Here is a 20525-nt window from a genome sequence, read left to right on the forward strand (position 1 = left end):
CAAGAGTTTTATTGATTATACTTTATGATAGAGTGTATATTAATTTATATACCTACTATATAAATGGATTTTCTTATGCAAATAACGACAAGTCAATCTTCAGAAAATAGGAAAAGACATGGCGAGCATCTGCTGATTAGCCTAACGTATATCGGTAAAAATATTGAAATGAAAACAGGTATAGAGTTGACTCGTGCTCTTGAACAGTGGCGAAGATACTTTGAGGAAAGTGGGTTAGTTGCAGCGCTTGTGATCAATGACGGTTACTTTGTTCAAAATATTCAAGGCTCAAGACCGGCGGTCAACGCTGCTCTAGCGAAGATAATTGATGAGCATTTCAAGATTGTTCCTAATGTTGTCAAGGTGGAAGAAATAGAAGCGCTTCGGTGGGATGGGTTGGTAACCAAGCACCTGACGGAAAGTGCCGAAGATGAGGAGTATGCCTTAAAAAGTTTCTCAGCAGGGTTTGATTTCAATCCTTACCTAATGAAAAGTACTCAGATTGAAAATTTTCTAACAGCGATATTTGAAGGTGCTGAATCCGATAGGTTTTAAGTGAGTAACATTTACATATCATAAGAGTCATCTATTTTAATTGGCATAAAAAAGCCGCCTATAAAGTATCTTTTGATTTAGATAATTTTTTATAAATAAGGTTTCTTATGCGTATCACTACCAGCCAACCTTTAGAAGATAGAAAAAGACATGGTGAGCATATTACTCTCAGCCTAACGTATATTGGCAGAAATAGTGACAGTAATAATGGAATAGGATTGGCTCGTCTGCTTGAGCAATGGCGAAGGAATAATGAAAAAAGTGGTGTAACCTCAGCGCTTGTCGTGAATGACAATTACTTTATTCAAAATATTGAAGGTCCAAGACCTCTTATCAATGAAATACTAGTAAAATTAATCAGTGAGTACTCTTACCTAGTACCCCATCTCAGTGACATTGAGGAAATAGAGGAACGTAGGTGGGATGGGTTTTTAATAAAATATTTAACATCAAGTGCAGAAGACGAAGCATATGCCCTAAAAAGCGTTTCAGCAGGTGCTGACTTTAATCCGTATCTAATGAAAAGCACTCAGATTACAAGCTTCCTGAGAACGATCTTTAAGGATACCGAATTCAATAAAGCTTAAATAAATTCTATATTTTGATTAACGTAAAAAAGCCGCCTATACATTGTGTATGGGCGGCTTTTTAATAGGAGCTGTTTAATTTTATTAGCTAGATTTTGAACTAGGGTTTCCAAAATTTAACTAGTCAAACTACCCAATCTCAACACTCGTCACATTCTGAAAGCCTCTTGGCAACTGCCCACCACGATTACCGCGAACACCCGTATAGTTAGCCAAATCATTTGGCTTGAGTGTCACATGGCGTTTGCCAGCAGTAATGACAAGGCTGTCTTGCTGACTAAGTGGTGTGATAGCAAGTACCTCTTCGCCATCTTTCAGTTTAATAAGTTTGTTCCCTTTACCGCGAGCTTGTTCAGGCAAATCATCAAGGGCAAATATCAGTAGATATCCTGCATTGGTCGCGACAGCAACATGATCAGGTGTCACACGTATATTGCTACTTTCACCTTCGGCATTGGCGGCCGTCTCTACTGGTGCGTCGATACGTGCAACAGGGAGCAAGCGACTATCAGTTGCTAGGTTAATAACGTTTTTACCAGCTTTTTGATTGCTATCGAGATTACCAATGGTATTAATAAAACCATAACCTGCTGAGCTGGCAAGGATAATACGTTGATCGTTATCACCCGTTAGTAGCTGCTCAAAGCTAGCGCCTGCTGGCGGCTTTAATACACTGGTCAATGGATCACCTTGACCACGTGCAGATGCTAAATTATGCGCATCGATACTATAGCTGCGTCCCGTACTGTCGAGCACGTAAATCCTTTCGTTTGATTTGCCGCGCACGTGCGCTTGATAGCTGTCACCTGAGCGGTAACTCATACCAGCGGCATCGACATCATGGCCCTTGGCGGCACGAATCCAACCTGCTTTTGATAAGATGGCAGTGACCGGCTCACTCGGTACGAGATCTGACTCTTTCAGTGCTTGTGCTTCTTCGCGTTCTGCCAATGGTGATACACGCTCATTGCCATGTTCTTTCATATCGGCAGTAAGCTCATCGATCATCAAGTTGGTCAAACTGTCTGGATTGTCTAAGTATTCTTGAATGATGGCACGTTCGGCAGCAAGTTCATCTTGCTCGCGGCGCAGCTCAATCTCTTCTAATTTTGCCAACTGACGCAAACGAATATCCAAGATAGCATTGGCTTGAATGTCAGTCAGGTCATAATCCTGCATCAAGGTCGCTTTTGGATCATCCTCTTCACGAATGATGCGAATCACTTCATCAATATTCAGATAAGCAATCAGTAAGCCCGCCAAGATATGTAAGCGTTTATCGATTTTATCTAGGCGATATTGCAAGCGTCGCGTGACCACCGAGCGGCGACAGATTAACCATTCTTCCAAGACTTCCTTTAAGTTTTTCACCTGCGGCTTACCATTTAAGCCAATCATATTCATATTGACGCGGTAATTGCTTTCTAGGTCAGTACTGGCAAACAGGTGACTCATGACACGATCGACATCGACTCGCGTTGAGCGCAACTCAAGGACGATACGGCAGGCATTTTCGTGATCTGATTCATCATGAATATCCGTCACCCAAGGCAGCTTTTTATCGGTCATAAGCTTAGCTATTTGCTCTTGGATTTTGTTGCCTGACACTTGGTAAGGAAGCGCATCAATGATGACGAGGTTTTTTTCTTTAGGGTCAACATGAAAGGTGGCACGCATCTTATAACTGCCACGTCCAGTTTCGTACATCGCTTGCAAATCTTTTTTGCTAGTGATGATTTCCGCTGGTGTCGGCAGGTCAGGTGCGGGTATCGATTGGGTAAGCTGCTTAACCGACAGCTCTGGGTTTTTGAGCAAACGAATGGCTGCGCGTACCACTTCATTAAGGTTATGCGGCGGAATATCGGTTGCCATACCGACTGCGATACCTGTTGTACCGTTTAATAAAATATTAGGCAGGCGGGCAGGTAAGGTAGTTGGTTCTTGCATCGTACCATCGAAGTTATCTTGCCAATCGACTGTACCTTGACCCAATTCTGCGAGCAACGTATTGGCATAAGCCGACATTTTAGCTTCGGTATAACGCATCGCCGCAAAGGATTTCGGATCATCTGGGCTACCCCAATTACCTTGACCAGTGATAAGCGGATAGCGATAACTAAACGGCTGAGCCATCAGTACCATTGCCTCGTAACAAGCGCTGTCACCATGCGGATGGTATTTACCCAATACGTCACCGACTGTACGCGCGGATTTCTTGGCCTTGGCAGAGGACTTTAGCCCAAGCTCGCTCATGGCATATACGATGCGACGCTGGACAGGTTTTAGACCGTCAGCAATATTTGGCAGCGCCCGATCCATGATGACGTACATGGCATAGTTGAGGTAGGCCTGCTCAGTGAACTCTGCGACTGAACGAGTGTCCATCGGTTCATTGGGAATAATTGGGGCGATCGTATGATCAATAACATCAGACATAAAATAGGATTCACTTATCAGTTTTAATAGGTATAGATAATTGGTTCAAGCATACAAATAGGATAGTGCTATCGTAAAGGATATTGCACCAATTAAAAAGACGTATGTCAGAATATACGACATCTCGTGACGTGCTTAAAACAAGCGCTTACAACGGTCTTTTATAGTGTGGTGATTCATAGCTTTTATAGATTAAGTTAAGTATAGTAAATCTAATATTTGTTTTTTATATGGTTAATAAATGTCTTAAGGTTGAATCCTTTTTATTTAAGATATTTTGTCTATCATCAATCCAAAAACAGTAGGTTCAAAATAGTTCTAATGCAAAACTAATAACTGAAAGTATGACAGTTAATAGACTGAATAAGGCGGCTGATTTGCCTATTTAAATAGCGTTAACCATATATTGACACGGACAAGTCGCTACTGAATTATCTTACAATAAGGAATTTCTGTTATGTCATTTGACACTTTATCTAAAATTTCCGCCTCTAAAATGCTAAAAAACGAAAGTAAGCACCTAGGGAAAAACGCTACTAGAAATGTACTATTGATTACTGCTATAACCAGTCTGGGATTGACAGCCTGTAGCCCTTCACAAATGAGCAAAACGCTACCAGCCGAGACAAGCAGCACAGTCAATCAAGATGCAGCAGTGATGTCAGAGTCTATCATGGCATCACCCAGTGTGAGGCCATCAGTCATCAGTCAACAGATGATGATACGTTCTGCGGCACAGACAGGTATCGTACGCCCATCACCGAGCATCATAGTCACGCCAGAGGCAAAAGACAACTATCAAAAAAACGCCGCCAATCCTGTACATCGAACTACGGATATGGCGGTATCAACTTTGTCTATCGATACCGATACGGGCAGCTACGCCAATGTGCGCCGCTATCTAAACGAGGGTCAACTACCACCTGTTAATGCCGTACGCGTAGAGGAATTGATTAATTATTTTAACTATCAATTTGATGATGGCAAACGCTTAGGTAGTGCCCCGTTTGTTATATCAACTGAGGTAGTGGACTCACCTTGGGATAGAGCAGATCAGGATAATAAAATCGTCAAAGTTGGTATCAAAGCCGTTGATAGTAGCTGGTCGCAAAAAACGGATAAGCAATCTATGCCACCTGCCAATCTCGTATTTTTGGTAGACGTGTCAGGATCTATGTCGTCACGCGATAAGCTGCCATTGGCACAGTCATCGCTTAAGCTATTGACAGAGCAAATGCGCGCCCAAGACAGCATCAGTATCGTGACCTATTCAGGTAGTACTAGTGTGGTATTGCCTGCGACCAGCGGTGACCAAAAAGCAAAAATATTGGCTGCGATCGAGGGATTAAATGCCTCAGGCTCAACCAATGGGGAAGATGCTCTTAAATTGGCCTACAGACAAGCTGAGCAAGGACTAAAAAAGAACGGTATCAATCGAATCATGATGTTAACGGATGGCGATTTTAATGTCGGTATTAGTGATGTCGATGAGATGCTGGATTTGGTCAAAGCCAATCGCGATCGCGGTATCTCTTTGTCTACCGTTGGCTTCGGTCGTGGTAATCTGAATGATCACATGATGGAACAGATGGCGGACAACGGCAATGGTAATTATAGTTATATTGACAGCTTAACTGAAGCGAAAAAAGTCTTTGGCGATGAGTTAGCCGCGACATTCAACACCGTTGCCAAGGATGTAAAAGTCCAAGTTGAGTTTAATCCTGATGTGGTGAGTGAGTGGCGCTTAATTGGTTATGAAAATCGCGTACTGGCTGAAGAAGACTTCAATAATGACAAAGTTGATGCAGGTGAGCTTGGGGCAGGTAAGGCGGTTATCGCTTTGTTTGAGGTGACACCAAAAGGTCAAAAAGGGTTATACAGCGATCGCCGTTATGCTAATAGCAATGCCAGTATTAGTTCGAATAACAAACAGAACTCTAATGAGCTTGGCTATCTAAAAATTCGTTATAAAGCACCGACAGGTGGTAGCTCTAAACTGATTAGCCAACCGATTAATAAAGCTAGCCACGCTTTAAACAAAGCCAGTATCGATACTCAGTTTGCGATGGCAGTAGCAGGGTTCGGTCAACGCTTGACTCAAAGCGATTATATTAATGATTGGCAGTACAGTGATAGCACTAAGCTTGCCAAAAGTAGTATCGCAGATAGACCAAGTAGCGATACTGATGGTACTCGTCGCAACTTTGTGACGTTAACTGAGCTGGCGAGTGCGCTAAAAAATAGCCAATAGTGAACAGATATCGTGTCGGGATGGTCATTATGAAGCAGAAGTTAAGGGTCATATTTTCTAATAGCTTGACTGATATTTTTAATCTAATATGTTGATATTTATAGGGATATTGAGCGTCAAGCCTATTTGAGAACTGGTGTAGCAATCTTTTGTATTGAGTACTATGTATAAAGTGTGTATGTTAATGAACAAAGGGCTATTTACCGCTATATTGTTCGCTCAGCACTATACAAATATATCGCAGCCTTGCTTTTTATCATAACGATAGGCAAGACTCTGACGTTTTGTATATTTATCACACTGTGATTGGCGTGGGTTGACGGTAATGTATTATTACTAGGAGAGAAAAGATTATGGAAAATCAAGGAAACTTAACCCGTCGTGACGATAAAGTTTGGCTAAAAACGTATGAAGAACTTGGTTTGGAGTATGACATTGAATTGCCAGCCGACAATACGTCACTTATCGATATTTTCGAAAAAAGCTTCGCTGAAAATGCTGATAAAACTGCCTATATCTGCATGGGTTCATCGTTAAGCTTCCAAGAAGTAGATTTATACAGCCGTCAAATGGCCGCTTATCTACAATCATTAGGATTGGTTAAAGGCGATAAAGTTGCGGTCATGATGCCCAACATTTTGCAGTTACCAATCTCTGTCATCGCTGTACTACGTGCAGGCTTTACCTTAGTCAACGTCAACCCTCTGTACACTACCAGAGAGCTCGAGCATCAATTGACTGATTCAGAAGCCAAAGTGCTGATCATGGTCGAAAACTTTGCTAAAACCTATCAAGACATCGGTCGCAATGTGGTCGATAAAGTCGTGATTACGGGTATGGGCGATTTGATGGGTACGCTCAAAGGCTTTATGGTCAATACGGTCGTCCGCCATGTCAAAAAAATGGTGCCAGACTATAGTATTTCTAATAGCATCAGCTTCAAAACAGCACTAAAGCAAGTCACTGCTAGCAAATATAAGCGCCCAACCAATATCACACTTGATGACATCGCCGTCCTACAGTATACCGGTGGTACAACGGGTGTGGCAAAAGGTGCGATGCTAACGCACAAAAACTTGGTGGCAAACTTAATTCAGTCTAATACCTTTTTGGGCACCGCTTTTGATGATTTCGATCAAAGAGGTGAGCAACCTGTGATTATGACGGCATTGCCGATGTATCATATTTTCTCATTCACCGTATGTGGTATGTTCGGTCTGTATCGCGGTTGTGTTGTATTATTAGTACCAAATCCACGCGATCTTGATAGCTTGTTAAAAGCATATAAAGCCAATCCACCAGCGTTCTTCCCAGCGGTAAACACGTTGTTCAACGCGCTTGCTAATAACGAAGAATTTATCGCGATGGATCATAGCAAGCTGCGTCAATCGATGGGCGGCGGCATGGCAGTATTGAGCCCAACAGCCGAAAAATGGCGCCAAGTGACAGGTAATATTATTATTCAAGGTTATGGCTTGTCTGAAACATCACCAGTCGCGACCGCTAACCCTAGCAACAGCAAGACATTCACTGGCACTATTGGTGTCCCTATGCCAGCAACCGATGTGGCGATCTTAGATGATGCAGGTAATGAAGTAGCACTTGGTGAGCGCGGTGAGATTAGTGTTCGTGGTCCACAGGTCATGAAAGGTTACTGGAACCGTGAAGATGCTACTGCCGAAGTCATGACAGCAGATGGATTCTTCCGTACTGGTGATATCGGTATCATGGCTGACAACGGATATGTGACCATCGTTGATCGCAAAAAAGATATGATTTTGGTGTCTGGTTTTAACGTCTATCCGAACGAAGTCGAAGAAGTCATGGCTGGCCATCCTAAGATTTTAGAATGTGGCGTCATCGGTATCGAAGATGAGAAAAGTGGTGAGATTCCTAAGATCTATGTTGTCCGTAACGATTCAAGTCTGACTACCGAAGAAGTTCTTGAGTACGGTAAAGAGAACTTAACAGGTTATAAGCGTCCTCGTCGTGTTGAGTTTATTGACGAGCTACCAAAATCGAACGTTGGTAAGATTTTGCGTAAAGACCTACGCGTACTTGAAGAAAAAAACCACGGTTAATTTGCTGATCCACGCACCTAGATAGTTGTTTGATAGATGCGTGTATTAACCAAAGACACATGTGAAAGGGTCGCTCGATTAGATACTGTAGTAACTAAAGTAGTAACCAAAAATGATAAGGCTGCAACCATGCTGTCTTATCATTTTTTTGTCTTTATCGCTTTTAACATTTGCGGATGACAGCTACTATTAATAGAGAATATCTATTAAAACTGCTATAGTGCCCATCGACGTATTTTTGTTTTTGTCCAAAAAATCGTACTGGTTTTGCTCAAAATAACAGGCAAAATCATGGTAGTAAAGATTGTTCTCGACTTGGTCGTGCTGAGTGGTAGTATCATAGACCCAGTAACACACTTTAATTCGCAAAGCTTATGAATGACAAACCCGATCATACTTATCTATTTCTTATTCATAAGCTTCTGCTGTCAGCGATAATCATAAAAAATGGTGTTTCCATTAGCATATTCAATGTTTTTAACAGTAACATTTAGGGAGAATTATGACGGATAATATTAATAAAAAAACGACAGATAATAGCGCTGCAACTGACGATAAAGCCAATACTACTAACGACGTTTATCAAAGCAATGCGTTTCCTACTATGCCGACCATCGACAGTGATAGTCCGTGGCTGAGCGCTTATGAGCGCTATAGCATCGATGCTACTATCGAGATGCCAGAAGACAATACCTCTTTACTGGATGTGTTCGAGCGTAATTTTAGCCGTTATGGCCAAAAACCTGCCTATATCTGCATGGGCTCATCGATTACTTTTAAGCAATTAGATCTATATAGTCGCCAGATTGCTAGCTATTTGCAGTCAATAGGACTGGTCGCAGGTGATAAAGTTGGAGTCATGATGCCCAATGTCTTGCAGTATCCAGTGGTCGCTTTGGGTATCATTCGTGCAGGGATGGTGTTGGTCAATGTAAACCCTCTATACACCAGCCGTGAGCTATCACATCAGTTGCATGACAGTGGTGCGAAAGCGCTATTTATTGTTGAAAACTTTGCCAAAACGTATCAAGAGGCCGAAGACAAAGGTCAGGTAGAGCATGTAGTCGTGTGTACCATTGGTGATATGCTAGGTACGATTAAAGGAGCTGTGGTTAACCTTGTGGCTCGTCATGTCAAAAAGATGATTCCTGCTTATGGCATACCGAATAGCGTGAGTTTCAAGCATGCCTTAAATGCTGAGTCAGCCAGTAAGTACCAGCGCCCTGAGTTGAACTTAAGCGATGTGGCCTTGCTGCAATATACCGGTGGTACGACAGGAGTAGCGAAAGGCGCAATGCTGTCTCATGGTAATCTAGTCGCCAACATGCTACAGGTCAGTGCGCTGATGAACAGTGCATTTGATGATGATATAGATGGTAGAGATGTGATTTTGACCGCACTGCCGCTATATCATGTATTCTCATTTATGGTCTGCGGTATGTGTAGCATGTACCAAGGTTATGCCTCGCTACTCATTCCGAATCCGCGCGATCTTGATGGGCTTATCAAAGAGATGGCTAAATACAAGCCGGCGTTTATCCCTGCCGTGAATACTTTGTTTAACGGCTTAGTACACAAAGATAACTTTGCTGATTTGGACTTTTCTAATCTAAAAGCATCTATCGGCGGCGGTATGTCAGTATTGCCTAGCGTAGCGAAAGAGTGGCACAAAATCACTGGCCTGCCTATCGTTGAAGGTTATGGTCTATCTGAGACATCACCTGTCGTAGCATTTAATCCGATGACTATTGCAGAATTTACCGGAAAAATCGGTATTCCTGCGCCTAGTACCGATATCGTACTCATTGATGATGACGAAAATATAGTAGCCATGGGCGATCGCGGTGAAATCTGCGTAAAAGGCCCACAGGTCATGATTGGTTACCAGAATCGTCCGAAAGAAACCGCTGAATCATTTACAGCTAGTGGTTACTTCAAAACTGGCGATATCGGCATCATGGATGAAAAAGGCTTTATCAAAATTGTCGATCGCAAAAAAGACATGATTTTAGTCTCTGGTTTCAACGTCTATCCAAACGAAATTGAAGAGGCGATGAGTGAACATCCAGCAGTCGTAGAATGCGGTGCTATTGGTGTTCCAAACGATGATCGCGGCGAAGAGCCAAAGCTGTTTGTGGTCAAAAAAGGCAACGTGACTGAAAAAGAGCTACTAGAATATGGCAAAAAACAACTGACTGGCTATAAGCGCCCACGTCATATACAGTTCGTCGACGAATTACCAAAGTCGAACGTTGGCAAAATCCTACGTAAGGAATTGCGTAAGATGGAAGGGTTAGAATAGTTTATATCTGACATTCTGTTGATAACGGTGGCGTAATGGCAGGAGCGAATCTTGCTATTGCGCCGTTGTCACGTTAGGATATCTTAAGATTTTAGTCGACTACATATCTATCAATGTGTTTACTAACGACTGATAGGTATTTTTATGACACTGCTTTTATAACATTGTACTAGGAATTTTTATGCGTATTGACAATCGTGAGCTTGACCAACTTCGCTCGATCAGCTTTGAGCGCCATTATACGAAGCATGCTGAAGGGTCAGTACTGGTAAGTTTTGGCGATACCAAAGTACTATGTACTGCCAGTGTAGAATCTGGTGTGCCGCGCTGGCTCAAGGGTAAAGGCAAAGGTTGGATCACAGCTGAGTATGGTATGTTGCCACGTGCGACCAACACGCGCAATCAGCGTGAAGCAGCTCGCGGTAAGCAGTCAGGTCGTACGCAAGAGATTCAGCGTTTGATTGGTCGTAGCTTACGTGCCATGATTGATCTGAGTAAACTTGGTGAAAACACCATCTATCTTGATTGTGATGTGTTGCAAGCGGATGGCGGTACTCGTACGGCGAGTATCACTGGTGCTGCGATTGCGCTTATCGATGCGCTAGAGAGTATCCAAAAGGCCAAGAAACTCAAAGCAGATCCGCTAATCGGACTGGTTGCTGCGGTTTCTGTTGGTATGAAAGATGGCGAAGCGTATCTTGATCTGAACTACGAAGAAGACTCTAGCTGCGATACCGATTTGAACGTTGTGATGACCCAAAAAGGCGAGTACATTGAGCTACAAGGTACTGCTGAAGAAAAGCCGTTCACTCGTGAACAAGCAGATGCTATGCTGTCGTTAGCTGAAAAAGGCATTGCTGAATTGATTAAAATGCAACAGACGGCGCTTGGTTGGTAGACTAGCGTTTAAATACAACACACTGTCTTTGTTTTTAGTGTCAATAACTGCCTGTTAGCTGCTAATAGGCAGTTTTTTAATAGAAAATATTCGTACATTACGTAATAGGTAACAACACATGCTAAAGCTGACTGATGATGGCGCCAAAATCACCTTACAAGGGCAATCGAATGCTGCTGATAATGGCATGTTTTGGTTTGGTTCTGCATTATTGGTCGGGGCCGTAGCAGTCGCCATGGCGATGAGCCTATTGCCTGAGCGTCTAGCCATCGGTGCGCTTGCACTGCTTATCATTGGTAGCTTCATTTTTAATAAAAAGCGCCAACAGCATAAAAAAGCCATGAGCGGTATGATTAGCAGTGGCACATTATGGGTAAGGGCTGGCGAGTTGGTCCATGACAATCTAGGTAAGCGTGAGCATATTCATTTAACGGATGGTGATAAGATAACGCTGATTGGCGAGCAATTACAGATTGTCGATAGCAGTGACGTTCGCAAATATCATATTACTGGTTTCGAGAGTGCTCAAGAAGCAAAAGCTGCGAAAGCTATCTTAGAAGGGCAAGCGCTAACGAAACGCCATGTAAATATCAAAATGAAGAGTAATTAGTATCATTTTTCAGTTTCATACTCTATGAAAGCATAGCTACTATCCTCGTGCTATCCAAACTTCAAACTCAAATATCATTTTAAATCTCACTCGACGCGCCTCTCCAATATTGTCATTCATCAGTATGTTTATACCGTCTATCACCTATCGCAGGCGAATAGTGCTTGCAGATTTGTGCGCAAATGGTTTATAAGTAGGATTATAAAATTTATCCTTCTTATTATTGATACTGTCATTGGGATCTAGTTGACAAGGAGTTAGTCATGCTGCGTTTGTCTATACCGTCAGTTGCCGTGTCGTGCGGGTTTTTACTATTTACCTGCGGCATGGTAGGGCAAGCCCATGCAGATAGTATGAGTATGCTTATCGCCCAAAAATCCATTCAACCAACGATGAATACGTCCTATCGTTATCCTGAGGTACAGCGTTCAGCACCTACAGTCTTACCAGCATTTTTGTCAGGGAACTATGACAATGTTGATAGCGAGTACCTACCGCTGCTGAGCAATGCAGAGAAGCAAAGTAGTATGGCAGCACGTGATGTGGTCAGTACCGCACGCAAAATGGCACTTAACGAGCGCACGATTATTCAGGGTGGCTGCTGGGACTATTTAAATGCTGTATTCAATCGGGCAGGGGTATCGCGTAATACCATACACAAAGGCACTTATGCGCAAGGGCCCTATGCTAGTAGCAGTGAGATTGAAGCAGGCGACTGGCTCTATTATATCAATCATGGTTACAATGGCGTCGAGCATAGTGGACTGTTTGTCGGTTGGGTCGATGAGCGTGCCAAGCAGGCATTAATACTGAGCTATGCTGGCGAAAATCGCCGTGAACCAGCTCGTTATCGCGTTTATGATTTAAGTAATGTTTATCAAATTATGCGCCCTAGTGTTTAGTGCTCTATATCTTCAGTTTGACAACATGTTTTATAAGTGAATAAAAAAGCGTCCGCAACTCATTGAAGTTAAGGACGCTTTTGTTTTGTATATTTGATTGGTTTTTCTGATGCTAAAATGGTTTTACCACGACTAGAATCACGATAATCACTAAGGCAAAAACAGGCACTTCGTTAAACCAGCGCCAGAATTTATGTGTTTTATAGTGTGGATTATCTATCAGCTTCTTACGATAAAAGCCGCAAGCGCCATGATAGCCTGATAGCAGCACGACTAAGAGCAGTTTAACATGTAGCCAGCCTTGGGTTTTATAGACATCCCAGCCCAGCCCCAACATCCATAGACCAAAGATCCATGTCGCTATCATCGAGGGTGTCATGATGCCGCGATATAACTTGCGCTCCATAATGATAAAGCGCTCTTGGCTGATAGTATCATCGCTCATCGCATGATAGACAAACAAGCGCGGCAAATAAAATATCGCTGCAAACCAGCAGACCATAGAGATAATGTGCGCCGCTTTAATCCAGTTAAAATAATCTGCCATCATAGTTTCTCTTGCTTAGCTTATATTTTTTAGCGTGGGCTTAATCTGCCAATACAACTTGTGTTTGATGACCATTCATCGCATCCATTACAGGCAGTACTTTAGGCGCTCTTGGTGCGGCAAACTGTTTGGTAAGGCCAAGCTCACGCATGAGTCTGTCGTCGCCTGATTGGCTTGAGTTGCCAGTAGTAAGAAGCTTGTCACCATAAAAGAATGAGTTAGCACCTGCCATAAATGCCAAGGCTTGCTCAGAATCTGACAGACTTTCGCGGCCAGCAGATAGACGCACGTAGCTAGTCGGGCAGCAAATACGGGCGACCGCAATAGTGCGAATCCACTCAAGTACAGACAGCTGACCTTCGGCCAATACTTTGTCACCAATCGGTGTACCTGCAATAGGCACCAGTAAGTTGACTGGAATTGATTCAGGCGCTTTTGGCATTTTTAGCAGCTCGAGTACCCAATCGATGCGGTCATCACGGCTCTCACCCATACCAACGATATTACCACTACAGACGTTAATGCCAGAGTTACGCACGTTTTCTATCGTATCTAAACGCTCATCATAGCTACGCGTGCTGACGACTTGTTCATAGTAGCTGCGCGAAGTATCTAGGTTATGGTTATAATAATCCAATCCTGCATCGGCCAACTGTGTTGCCTGATTGGTATCAAGCATACCCAGTGTCATGCAAGTCTCAAGACCTAGTGCTTTCACTTCTTTAATCAGCTCAACCACATAAGGCATGTCCTTGGCACTTGGATGTTTCCACGCGGCACCCATGCAGAAGCGTGATGAGCCACTGTTTTTGGCACGCTTGGCCGCTGCGATGACTTTATCAACTTCTATGCGTTTTTCTGCTTGTAGTTTGGTAGTGTCGCGATGATGGCCTGACTGTGAGCAGTAGCCGCAATCTTCAGGGCAATTGCCCGTTTTGATAGAGAGTAGCGTGCTGATCTGTACTTCATTGGCAGTAAAATGCTTTCTATGGATGGTTTGCGCTTGTAACAGCAAGTCCATTAGAGGTAAGTCAAACAGTTGCGCGATTTCTTCACGGCTATACGTGGTGGCAACTTTACTATCAGTTTGAGTCGCGTCTGTGGCTAGATTGGCCAAAAAATCACTGTTGGTCGTATCTGGCTGAGTGGCTACATCAGTTGGCTGGGTGGCGTCAGGTTCGGAGATGCTAAGCAATCCTGCCATAAGGTAAGTCCTTTTATAAGAATTAGAGGGTATTAAATAAAACCAATGTTTTTATCTATTGTCATTTATAAGGTAACAAAAAAGGTTGCCGTATAGTATACCGCAACCTTTTTAGAAAATCAGAACACTGCTAGACAGTATGTATAATTGTCACAGTAGCGCACATAAATAGTAACTATACGTTTGGCTATCTAGTTCTATATCATCCATTCTACCAATGCCTATCGCTCAGTGCATCATTCTTTTTATTTGCCAAGTTTGTGCTTGGCGATACCAACCCAATGCTCAGCAAGTTTCTGTGCTTTATAAGCGTAAGGTTTGGCTTTTTGAATATATGGTTTGCACTCTTCTGGGATAGCTGGAACGATATGCTTAGCAAGTTTGTTGAACCACATCATTAAGCTATAGTCGCCTTCAATGCTCAAGTTACCTTCTTGTACAGCAGTCATAAAGGCAGGCAAGCTACCTTTGGTTAGCAGTCTAACGCCAGTCATAGAATCTTTGAAAGTGATGGTCAAATCGGCTTCTTTTGCATGGCCGCTTTGTTGACTGAATTGTCCATTGTCAAAGCTAAAAGTGCGGGCGATATCAGACTCAGTACTAGCAAACTCAATCGTAACTTGACGATCAGCGAATAATGCTTTGACATCTTCGTTATCGCTATCAGCTAACATAGACAAACGATAGCCAACAACAGCCAATAAAGCATCTAATGGATCAGATTTGATATCTAATACAGGAACAGTAAACATAGCAGAACTCCTAAAGAAATGAGGCATAAAAATAAAGCGTACTTTATACCAGTTTTTATGACAAATATATAACTGGATTATAAACTATCACAGGGTGCCAACTCTTTAGGAGTTAAGTAGAGAGCGTTAAGTATCTTGTAACATTCGATGTCACTGACGTAAGCAAGGTATTGATATAGACAAATAGAGGTATAAATAGGACGGTTTTAACGGAAACGTGGCTGATAGTTATCATCGTAGACAGGAGTGTGTTCGATATAACGTGCGGCTTCTAGCTCACGTTGCTGACTAACTGTCTGACTCACGTCATCATAGCGTAATGCCCGATATAGTACCCAAGCTGCCAACGGTAACCAACTGATGCCCATAGCGATGATATAGCGATGCCATGACGATAGCTCCATCAACATAGGGCGACCGGCTAGTATATTTTGAATCAATTCAACGGTGAACCAGTAAGCCATACCGCCAAACAAATATAGCAGTAGCCAACGATATGACGACAAAGCTAGCACCATTACTAAACTGGCTAGCAGTCCATAACCAAGCCATGCCGCGCCGCTCCATGCCTCTACACCGATAAAAGAAAATATAGTCATTAACATCATTCATCTCGCTATTCATAAGGTGAATTCCAATGAGACTATTATGAGAGGTTATTGAGTAAAGCTGAAGAGGGTGCAGGCGACTTTGCGACAACCGTTGACGTTTGGTTTTTTGGCTTGTTTTGCGATATTTGATGGCTAGGTTTTAGGCTAAGCGCCGTAAGGTCAGGCGCTTATTTTGAGGAATATGGAAACGGTTTTGTTTGCTCGGGAGGGTGTTTGTTAGCTAGCAAAGTAAAATAGAAAACAGGATTGACAGTTTGCTAAATATTTAGACTCGATTGGTACGATTACCCCACCACGATAATAGCGAAACTAGAATAGCACCGAGTAGCATAAGTCCTATTGTCGTTGACCACTGTGCGCCAGTAGGATATTGCCATGGCATGACATTATGGACGGCTTCAGTATTTAACGAGCCTAGCGCATCTACTTTCCATGGCCATACTTTTATTAGAGAGCCTGCAATAAAGCCTGTCAGCAATGCCAAGGTAGCTTGGTAATAATGCGAGAGTAGCCACTTAAGTGCGCGCGTGAATAACAATAGCCCAGTCGCCATACCCGCAATGACTGTGAAAATAGCACTTAGATTCATCGTATCGACTGCTTCTAATACCGCATCGTAAGCGCCTAGCAATAGTAAAATAAAAGACCCTGATATCCCTGGTAGGATCATGGCACAAATAGCAATTGCCCCTGCAAAAAACAGATACGGTAAGCTAGGCGTGGTCGTAAGCAACGGCATACTACTGATGACTACGGCGGCAATAAGTCCAGTCGCAAACAGTGCGACACGTCCTATATTCCAGCGCTTCATCTCACTGAGTAAGATAAATACCGTTGCAACGACCAGTCCAAAAAAGAATGACCAAATAAGCAATGGTTGGTTGTCCAATAAATGCTTAATGATACCGGCCAACGTCGCAAAGCTAGTGGCAATACCCAGTAGCAAACACAATAGAAACGTCGCGTCTACTTGTCGCCAAATCGCAGCGAACCCTTTAATACCACCTTCTTGTCGAAATATCGTCCAAAGATTGGGGCCGATACTGCCAAGCGCGTTAATCAAACGCTCGTAAATCCCTGCAATCAACGCAATAGTGCCGCCAGAGACGCCAGGTACGATATCAGCTGCTCCCATGGCCATACCTCTGACATAGATACCTACCAGCTGCTTTGGGCTATCAGTACGTACAGGTACCGTATCTTGCTCTAATGGCGTTGGCGCTGACGGCTGAGTTGGCCGTGGAGGTTGTGGTGCCGTCATGGGCATTCCTTTATCATTTAAAAATAAGTGTTATCTGAAAGTAAGCATTAGCTAAAAATAAGTAGTATCTAAAAATGAGTAATAACTAAAAACAGGCATTAGCTAAACATCAGTCTGCATAGCAGATTTTATTAATTATCATCACGTACTAAGGCATGTCTTTAATTCATTTAATAGTCATCTAACTGGTCTGAAAATGGCTAAATCTTGTCAGACATTGTCAAATAGCTGGTTAATATACTGATACTATCTACGCTACTTTTCTTGTTTAAGCCACATCCTAAAGCATAAAAGCCAGATTAATGACAAAACATTAACCTAGCTTATGAAATGGCATAAAGCGTCCTGCAATTACTCAGTAGGCGCCAGTGCAGGATAGCCAAGAGCGTACAGAGTACCTTCAAGCCCTGTCACGTTGATAGCGGCATCAGCACGTGCTTGAACGATTGGTTTGGCATGATAGGCCACACCAAGATCGGCAAGCGCCATCATCGGTAAATCATTAGCACCGTCACCGACACAGACCACTTGTGACATCTCAATGCCTAAGCGCTCAGCAGTATGCTCAACGATAGCGGCTTTTTTGGCACCGTTAACAATAGGCCACTGTACATGACCAGTGACTTCACCTTCCTCGATATCTAGAGCATTGGCATGCACTTCATCGATACCCAGCTGCTCCGCGATATAACGGGCAAAATACGTAAAGCCGCCGGATACTAGCACGGTATGATATCCCAATGCCTTTAGCGCACTGATGGTGGTGCGCGCACCTACCGAGACGGTCAGGCGGCTACAGATATCATCCAGTACGTCAATTGGTGTGCCTTTTAATAATGCCACGCGCTGAGCAAACGATTCATCAAAATCAATCTCACCGCGCATTGCTGCTTCAGTGATGGCTTCGACTTCTTCGCCAATACCAGCCGTTTTTGCTAGCTCTACGATGACTTCTTGCTCGATCAAGGTTGAATCCATGTCAAAGCAGGCAAGCTTGTGTGTCCGCAGCATATGACCGACAGACAGGATATGACAGTCCACGACGTTTATGTTGCCTGTGCTATCTGCACTGCGTGTATTGTTATATTCTTCAGTTAGGTCACGACGCAGGCGAGCGGTCAGTTGATCATCAATGATGTGAGCGGCTGCGGTTTTTTTGCCAGGGTGCATCAGCGTGTCAGTGACTGGTACTAGCAGATAACGGTAGACTTGAGTATGGGTAAAGGGTAGGCGCTGTGCGTCTGCCGCTGTAGGCTCTGTATCAGATACCGTGATATTGACGAAGCTAGCGTCAGTATCTTCGGCAACGGTCACTAGATGCCAGCTTGGCTGTTCATCGACCCACGACTGAACGTACTGATGAATATCCAATGCGGATACCTGAGTCGGCAGTACTACGATGAGCGCAAAAACAGGTAGCGACTGTAGCGCATCAAAGTCTTGCAAATTGGTATCTTCGGGTAATAATGCCGCAATAGAATCAACGGCTTGTTGCCATGCTTTGCTGTCTTTTGGTAACGAATAAGATGTATTTTTTGGCATGGCTCAATTGTCCCTTGTATGCTCATATAAGATTAGGAATAATAACAGTTTTACTGAGCAGCGCCTATAGATGACGCGCAAAGTAACAATGATGCTAAAGAACAGATTTTATGGCGTAAGAAGCCATAGAAAATGCAAGAAAGTTATTATGATAAATTTATAAAGCGCTCACGCTATAAGGCTTATTATGGTGATATAGTAGATGAGATAAGCTGGCTGTTTATCAACGGTGCTTTCTTATTAACGATGCCTTCGCAAAATATAATAAGGCAAAAGATAGCGAAGCTGGCAACAATATTGATGGTGTCGATAATCGCTAATAATCAGTACTGCTTTACAACTATGTGCGCACTACCATTGGCGCGCATCACAATTGTTTAAAAATTAGCCAAAAAATGAGCAGTAGCCTCGTTTTTTAATTTCTTCTCTCCAAAAAAGTTTAACATATCATGACGTATTTAGCGCCGCGGCAAGGGTTGTTTGCCATTATTCTTCTGGTTAGTTTTTGTTTGCAGACGCTGTTATTGGTCATTAGTACTGACCAACAGCTGAGCAATAGTCGTGCGTTAAAAGGCGAGCAGATGGTCGCCCAGCTGATTGATGAAGCAAGGTTGTCTTTAGAAAATAAAGACCGCGTGAGCTTAAGCGTTATTGCCAATCGCTATACCAGCGAGCAAGACGTCACACGGATACTGATTAAGGACAACAACGACGATATCTTGGTGCCAGTAGGCAATGCGCCGATGCAGCAAGGTGACACTATTCGTCAAATCGCCACCAATGGCGATGCAGTTATCGGTAGCGTTGCATTGACTTTGAAAGACGTTAGCAAAGGCGAGATTATCGCCATGCAATGGCCGTTTGTCATCGGCACCATGCTGCTACATTTACTGCTTTGGCTGATTTACGGTTACCTCGCTCGTCCGACCAAAGAGCAAATTAATGCGTTAAGTCGAGATATCCAAGAGCTGTATCGTGACCAATATAGACCAGTCGATCAACGCGGCTACGACCGTGAACTTGAGCGCCAGTCAACGGGTCAATCAGCGTCTCATTTGGCAGACAGTCAAGTAGCGACAGATAATACGGCTAATGTCAGAAATGACGAAGTGACTAATGCCCGCAAGTTTAATGTGCATAATGAAGTGAACGAGTACCTTAGAACGCAGCAAAACCAAGAAACAGGTAGTGATACTGACAATCTAGCGAGTGCGAGTGAAGGTAGCGAAAGCGAAATAGCGGATACAGATAGTGTTGCTTCTCAAGTTACCAGTCATACGTCTAAACTGTCTGCCACACGGTCTGTTGATAGCGTCAAAGTTCAAATTGTATTCCATGATGAGTTCAATATGCTTGAACGCCTTGCGCCTGCGCAGCGTCTTCCGTATCTAGCACTCTGCACCCAGCTACTCAATCAAGCCGTGACTGAGCTACTAAGACAACCATTGCTACTGGGCGTGAGTGCGATGAATGAAGCGCACTTTGAAGATAATGGCGCAAGTGTGGTACTAAAGGCTGATAATAGCCATGCAAAAGTGGCACTCGCAGGCGTGATGCTTGCCAAGCTATACTTAATGCTAAACAAAATTATCCACGACAAGCACATTGAGCTGTCACGTTTTGCCTTACCAGCAAAAGCGGGTGTCAGTGATGACGCGCAGTCAGAGCCAATGACTCACCTGCTCCAGAGTATCGGCAAAAAAGAGCAGCTATTAATACTATTGCCAAATGCCGGTCTCAAGCAAATCAGCAATCACGTACAAGTACATAACATCATGCGTCCAACCACTGTCTATGAGCGCGAGTGTGCAATATTTGATGGGGCTAACGACTCATTGATTCAGCGTTTGGCCGATGTGCGCAACGCAGTTCTGATGATTGAAGATGAGGACGAGCTACACATTTAATGCCAACTGTATTTGGTCATTTATATTACAATTGTCTGTTATATAGCCTACTGGACTATCTTAATCGTAAGGTTGAAAT

At 43.3% G+C, this 20525-nt stretch carries 16 protein-coding genes; 9 read left to right on the top strand and 7 right to left on the bottom strand.

The features are described from left to right. The first annotated feature begins 75 nt into the window (after positions 1–75). Positions 76–555 carry a BLUF domain-containing protein gene (locus tag ACQKCG_RS07235; RefSeq protein ID WP_101206072.1) on the top strand — a complete coding sequence of 160 codons (480 nt, stop codon included), beginning with the start codon at positions 76–78 and terminating at the stop codon, positions 553–555. Positions 556–662: 107 nt separating this feature from the next. Then, the gene (locus tag ACQKCG_RS07240) at positions 663–1142 is read left to right on the top strand and encodes a BLUF domain-containing protein (RefSeq protein ID WP_101206071.1); all 480 of its coding nucleotides are present in this window, start codon (positions 663–665) and stop codon (positions 1140–1142) included. A 129-nt stretch (positions 1143–1271) separates the two neighbouring features. On the opposite strand, the gene parC is transcribed toward ACQKCG_RS07240, so the two are convergent. Continuing rightward, a complete protein-coding gene (gene parC, locus ACQKCG_RS07245; protein WP_101206070.1) occupies positions 1272–3578 on the bottom strand; it encodes a DNA topoisomerase IV subunit A in 2307 nt (768 codons plus the stop codon). Between the two features lie 457 nt (positions 3579–4035). Between parC and ACQKCG_RS07250 the strand changes: the two genes are divergently transcribed. The 6 genes from ACQKCG_RS07250 (at position 4036) to ACQKCG_RS07275 (ending at position 12622) form a co-directional block, all read left to right on the top strand. Next, on the top strand, positions 4036–5829 hold the full coding sequence (locus ACQKCG_RS07250; protein WP_101206069.1) for a vWA domain-containing protein: 1794 nt from the start codon (positions 4036–4038) through the stop codon (positions 5827–5829). A gap of 353 nt (positions 5830–6182) precedes the next feature. Further along, entirely contained in the window at positions 6183–7910 is a 1728-nt protein-coding gene (locus ACQKCG_RS07255) for an AMP-binding protein (RefSeq protein WP_101206068.1), read from the top strand. A gap of 502 nt (positions 7911–8412) precedes the next feature. Beyond that, positions 8413–10212 (top strand): AMP-binding protein, encoded by a 1800-nt coding sequence (locus tag ACQKCG_RS07260; protein WP_101206067.1) that lies wholly within the window; start codon positions 8413–8415, stop codon positions 10210–10212. A 181-nt stretch (positions 10213–10393) separates the two neighbouring features. Continuing rightward, a complete protein-coding gene (gene rph / locus ACQKCG_RS07265) occupies positions 10394–11110 on the top strand; it encodes a ribonuclease PH (RefSeq protein ID WP_101206066.1) in 717 nt (238 codons plus the stop codon). A gap of 118 nt (positions 11111–11228) precedes the next feature. Beyond that, positions 11229–11720, top strand: a complete 492-nt coding sequence (locus ACQKCG_RS07270; protein ID WP_101206065.1) for a hypothetical protein — start codon at positions 11229–11231, stop codon at positions 11718–11720. A gap of 263 nt (positions 11721–11983) precedes the next feature. Next, a complete protein-coding gene (locus tag ACQKCG_RS07275) occupies positions 11984–12622 on the top strand; it encodes a hypothetical protein (RefSeq protein WP_101206064.1) in 639 nt (212 codons plus the stop codon). Positions 12623–12734: 112 nt separating this feature from the next. On the opposite strand, the gene hemJ is transcribed toward ACQKCG_RS07275, so the two are convergent. The 6 genes from hemJ to serB form a co-directional block, all read right to left on the bottom strand. Further along, positions 12735–13169, bottom strand: coding sequence for a protoporphyrinogen oxidase HemJ (gene hemJ / locus ACQKCG_RS07280; protein ID WP_101206086.1), 435 nt, complete (start codon positions 13167–13169; stop codon positions 12735–12737). Between the two features lie 40 nt (positions 13170–13209). Next, a complete protein-coding gene (gene bioB / locus ACQKCG_RS07285; RefSeq protein ID WP_101206063.1) occupies positions 13210–14373 on the bottom strand; it encodes a biotin synthase BioB in 1164 nt (387 codons plus the stop codon). Positions 14374–14618: 245 nt separating this feature from the next. After that, positions 14619–15125 (bottom strand): SCP2 sterol-binding domain-containing protein, encoded by a 507-nt coding sequence (locus ACQKCG_RS07290; RefSeq protein WP_101206062.1) that lies wholly within the window; start codon positions 15123–15125, stop codon positions 14619–14621. Between the two features lie 206 nt (positions 15126–15331). Beyond that, positions 15332–15724, bottom strand: coding sequence for an AciT family ciprofloxacin tolerance protein (gene aciT / locus ACQKCG_RS07295; protein WP_227522969.1), 393 nt, complete (start codon positions 15722–15724; stop codon positions 15332–15334). Positions 15725–16001: 277 nt separating this feature from the next. After that, entirely contained in the window at positions 16002–16997 is a 996-nt protein-coding gene (locus ACQKCG_RS07300) for a DUF368 domain-containing protein (RefSeq protein WP_101206061.1), read from the bottom strand. Between the two features lie 351 nt (positions 16998–17348). Then, positions 17349–18539 (bottom strand): phosphoserine phosphatase SerB, encoded by a 1191-nt coding sequence (serB, locus tag ACQKCG_RS07305; RefSeq protein WP_101206060.1) that lies wholly within the window; start codon positions 18537–18539, stop codon positions 17349–17351. Positions 18540–18988: 449 nt separating this feature from the next. On the opposite strand from serB, the gene ACQKCG_RS07310 reads away from it, so the two are divergent. After that, entirely contained in the window at positions 18989–20446 is a 1458-nt protein-coding gene (locus tag ACQKCG_RS07310; RefSeq protein WP_101206058.1) for a hypothetical protein, read from the top strand. Positions 20447–20525: the final 79 nt, after the last annotated feature.

The organism is Psychrobacter sp. NPDC078929, assembly GCF_050267985.1.
In the GTDB taxonomy this organism is placed as follows: domain Bacteria; phylum Pseudomonadota; class Gammaproteobacteria; order Pseudomonadales; family Moraxellaceae; genus Psychrobacter.

Excerpts from the sequence above, each read along its gene's own strand:
- ACQKCG_RS07300 (WP_101206061.1), bottom strand. The coding sequence starts at position 16,997 with ATGACGGCACCACAACCTCCACGGCCAACTCAGCCGTCAGCGCCAACG.
- ACQKCG_RS07255 (WP_101206068.1), top strand. The coding sequence starts at position 6,183 with ATGGAAAATCAAGGAAACTTAACCCGTCGTGACGATAAAGTTTGGCTA.
- ACQKCG_RS07310 (WP_101206058.1), top strand. The coding sequence starts at position 18,989 with ATGACGTATTTAGCGCCGCGGCAAGGGTTGTTTGCCATTATTCTTCTG.
- ACQKCG_RS07260 (WP_101206067.1), top strand. The coding sequence starts at position 8,413 with ATGACGGATAATATTAATAAAAAAACGACAGATAATAGCGCTGCAACT.
- bioB (WP_101206063.1), bottom strand. The coding sequence starts at position 14,373 with ATGGCAGGATTGCTTAGCATCTCCGAACCTGACGCCACCCAGCCAACT.
- ACQKCG_RS07235 (WP_101206072.1), top strand. The coding sequence starts at position 76 with ATGCAAATAACGACAAGTCAATCTTCAGAAAATAGGAAAAGACATGGC.
- ACQKCG_RS07275 (WP_101206064.1), top strand. The coding sequence starts at position 11,984 with ATGCTGCGTTTGTCTATACCGTCAGTTGCCGTGTCGTGCGGGTTTTTA.
- ACQKCG_RS07250 (WP_101206069.1), top strand. The coding sequence starts at position 4,036 with ATGTCATTTGACACTTTATCTAAAATTTCCGCCTCTAAAATGCTAAAA.
- hemJ (WP_101206086.1), bottom strand. The coding sequence starts at position 13,169 with ATGGCAGATTATTTTAACTGGATTAAAGCGGCGCACATTATCTCTATG.
- ACQKCG_RS07270 (WP_101206065.1), top strand. The coding sequence starts at position 11,229 with ATGCTAAAGCTGACTGATGATGGCGCCAAAATCACCTTACAAGGGCAA.
- rph (WP_101206066.1), top strand. The coding sequence starts at position 10,394 with ATGCGTATTGACAATCGTGAGCTTGACCAACTTCGCTCGATCAGCTTT.
- ACQKCG_RS07290 (WP_101206062.1), bottom strand. The coding sequence starts at position 15,125 with ATGTTTACTGTTCCTGTATTAGATATCAAATCTGATCCATTAGATGCT.
- serB (WP_101206060.1), bottom strand. The coding sequence starts at position 18,539 with ATGCCAAAAAATACATCTTATTCGTTACCAAAAGACAGCAAAGCATGG.
- parC (WP_101206070.1), bottom strand. The coding sequence starts at position 3,578 with ATGTCTGATGTTATTGATCATACGATCGCCCCAATTATTCCCAATGAA.
- ACQKCG_RS07240 (WP_101206071.1), top strand. The coding sequence starts at position 663 with ATGCGTATCACTACCAGCCAACCTTTAGAAGATAGAAAAAGACATGGT.
- aciT (WP_227522969.1), bottom strand. The coding sequence starts at position 15,724 with ATGACTATATTTTCTTTTATCGGTGTAGAGGCATGGAGCGGCGCGGCA.